We start from the raw sequence: 2948 nt of genomic DNA on the forward strand, positions 1-2948 counted from the left end.
CGCTCGCCGAGGACGTTGGTGTCGCCGATGCGGGAGACGGCGGGGGCGGGCAGGCCCGCCGCGACGGCGCGGGCCGCCAGGCGGTCCTGGAGGGCCGCGCGGGCGGCCTCCAGGGGTGCCGTCGCCGGGGCGGGGGCGGTGACGGTGGTCATGTCCGGTTGCTCCAGCGGAAGATCCGGGTGGCGATCAGCCCGAAGATCAGGGCGAAGACGACGAGTCCGACGCAGTCCAGGCCGATGTCCCCGAGGTCGCCGCGACCGCCCATGGCGTCGGTGAGGCCGTCGTTGAGGTAGTGCAGCGGCAGCACCTTGGCGACGGTGCGCAGCCAGCTCGGCATCAGGTCGTCGGGGAAGAACGAGCCGGACAGGAAGGCCATCGGCACCATCACCAGGTTGGCGATGGCCGCGACCGACTCCGGGGTGTTCGCGAGGCTGCCGACAACCAGCCCCATGGCGAGGAACGCGGTGACGCCGAGTACCAGCAGCGGAATGCCGGTCCACCAGGGGCCGTTGAGCTCAAGGCCGAAGAAGGGCAGCAGGGCCACGGCGGTGAACAGCACCGTCTGCGCGGCGGCGACGCCGAGGGCGAGGGTCCAGCGGGAGGCGATCAGCGAGCGCAGCGGGGTCGGGGTGCGCCAGATGAGGCGCAGCAGGTCGTCACGGCGCCACTGCATCAGGGCGAAGCCGACGGAGAACACGCACGCGTTGCCGACGCCCCACGAAAGGACGCCGGGGGCGGTGTAGTTGATGGAGGCCATCCCGCCGTTGACGTGCTGGCCCTGGAAGATGAGGCCGAAGAGGACCAGGAAGGCGAGCGGGAAGAGGAAGGTGAAGAAGAGGGTCGTACGGTCGCGCACGCTCGCGACGTAACCGGCCCTGGTCAGTGCGGCGTAGGCGGTCAACTGCGGTGCTCCGTTCCATGGCCGGTGAGGCTGAGGTAGGCGTCTTCGAGGGTGGCGGTGCGCACGGTGACCGACTCGATGTCGACGAGGTCGCCGAGCGCGGTGAGGACGTGGTTGACGGCCGAGGTCTCCAGGACGAGTTCGTCGCCCTCGACGGTGGCCCGGTCCACGCCGGGCAGCGCGAGCGCGGCCTCGGCCGTCAACTCGGCTGCGGGCAGCATCAGTCGGGCGGGCGCGGCGAGGGCGCGGATCAGGCCCCGGGGGGTGTCGAGGGCGATGATCCGGCCGCCGGCCACGATCGCCACCCGGTCGCACAGCGCCTCGGCCTCGTCCAGGTGGTGGGTGGTGCACACGATGGTGCGGCCCTCGGAGCGCAACGAGCGCAGCAGCGCCCACAGTTCGCGCCGGGCCTCGGGGTCGAGGGCGGCGGTGGGCTCGTCCAGGAAGATCAGTTCCGGTTCGTGCAGCAGCGCGGTGGCGATGGCGAGGCGCTGGCGCTGTCCGCCGGAGAGATGGTCGACGCGCGCGTTCTCCTTCTCGGTGAGCCCGACCCGCTCCAGGGCGATGCGCACCGCGTCCGGGTCCGTGCCGTAGAGCGCGGCGACGGTGCGCAGATGCTCGCCCGCGGTGAGCCGGGCGAAGAACGCGGACGCCTGGGTCTGGACGCCGATCCGGGCGAGCAGCGCGGTGTCCCGGGGCCAGGGGCTCTGGCCGAGGAGGCTGACGGTGCCGTCGTCCGCCTCGCGCATGCCCTCGACGATCTCCACCAGGGTGGTCTTGCCCGCGCCGTTGGGGCCGAGGATGCCGAAGAACTCACCGCGCCGCACGGTGAGGGAGACGCCGTCGAGCGCGGTGACCTCCCCGTACCGCTTGATCACGCCGTCGAGGACGACGACCGGCCCGGTGGCGCTGACGGGGCCGGGTGCGGTCCCGGTCTGTGCGTGGGGTTCGTTCATCTCGCCTTTCCTTGCGGGGTCCAACGGGGCGCGGACACCGGTGACGTGACCGGGTTCCGCGGACGGGGAGGTGGGCGCGGCGGACCGCGCGGGGCCCGGCGTCCGGTCTGCGGCGGGGTCCTGGGGGCGGCCTTCGGTACGGCTCTTTGTACGGCCTTCCGCGCGGCTCTCGGTACTGCCTTGCGTACGGCGTCCGCGCAGCCGCCGCCCCAGGTTGCCGAGTCCCCACAGCAGCAGGGCGGCGGCGAGCAGGGCGGTCGGCAGCCACCAGGCGAGCAGTGCCATGCCGTCCGGCAGCAGATGGCGCAGGACCAGCCCGGCGAGGGCCAGCAGCGCGGCCGTCTGCGCGGCGGTGAGCAGGGCGAAGCCGCCGTACAGCAGGCGCAGCCGGGGCGGGTAGGCCCGGAGGCCGGGGCCGCGGCGCAGCAGGGCGCGGGCGGCGAGGGCGGTGAAGGTGCGGCTGCCCTCGGCGAGTCCGGAGACCCCGAGGGCGTGGCCGAGGGCCCGGTAGCCGTCGAGCGGTGCCAGCGGCAGCAGGTTGGCGAGGCCGGTGACGACGCCGAGCAGCAGTAGCGCGCCGAACGCGGGCCGGGCCTGGGCATCGGCCGGGAGCACCAGCCAGATGACGTAGAACGGCACCAGGAAGAGGAGGTTGGCGAGGACGCCGGCGCAGGCGGTGGCGATCTTGCGGGCCCGGCTGCCGAGGAACTGGACGTCGTCCACCTGGCAGTAGAGGTAGGTGGCGCCGAGGATCCAGCGCAGCCCGATCTCGCTGACGCGGCCGCCCCAGGTGCGCGCGAACAGGCCGTGGGCCAGTTCGTGCAGGGCGAGGCTGCACCACAGGACGCAGCCGACGGCGAACAGCAGCACGGGCTGTTCGGCGGTGTGCACCGTCTGCCGCCACAGGGTGCCGGCGCTGACGGCGACGGCGGCGAGCACGCCGACGGCCAGCGCGGTGAGCACGGCCAGCAGGGCGGGCCTGCGGTCCAGCGCGGTGAGCCGGTGCAGCCGGTCCATGAGGGCGGGCGCGTCGGCGACCATCCTGGTGTGTCCGGACAGGAAGCCGCTCGGCCCCTCGGCGGGGGTGGGGG

2 protein-coding genes are annotated in these 2948 nt (G+C 73.7%); both read right to left on the reverse strand.

The genetic code is table 11. The features are described from left to right. Positions 1-148 precede the first annotated feature (148 nt). Positions 149-901, reverse strand: coding sequence for an ABC transporter permease (locus CCN72_RS35055; RefSeq protein ID WP_085567633.1), 753 nt, complete (start codon positions 899-901; stop codon positions 149-151). Further along, positions 898-1857: an ABC transporter ATP-binding protein gene (locus CCN72_RS35060; RefSeq protein ID WP_086812401.1), complete on the reverse strand. Its 960-nt coding sequence runs from the start codon at positions 1855-1857 to the stop codon at positions 898-900. The genes CCN72_RS35055 and CCN72_RS35060 overlap by 4 nt, the downstream gene beginning before the upstream one ends. Between the last annotated feature and the right edge of the window lie 1091 nt (positions 1858-2948).

It is taken from the genome of Streptomyces murinus, from assembly GCF_002154555.1.
Classification (GTDB): Bacteria; Actinomycetota; Actinomycetes; order Streptomycetales; family Streptomycetaceae; genus Streptomyces; species Streptomyces murinus.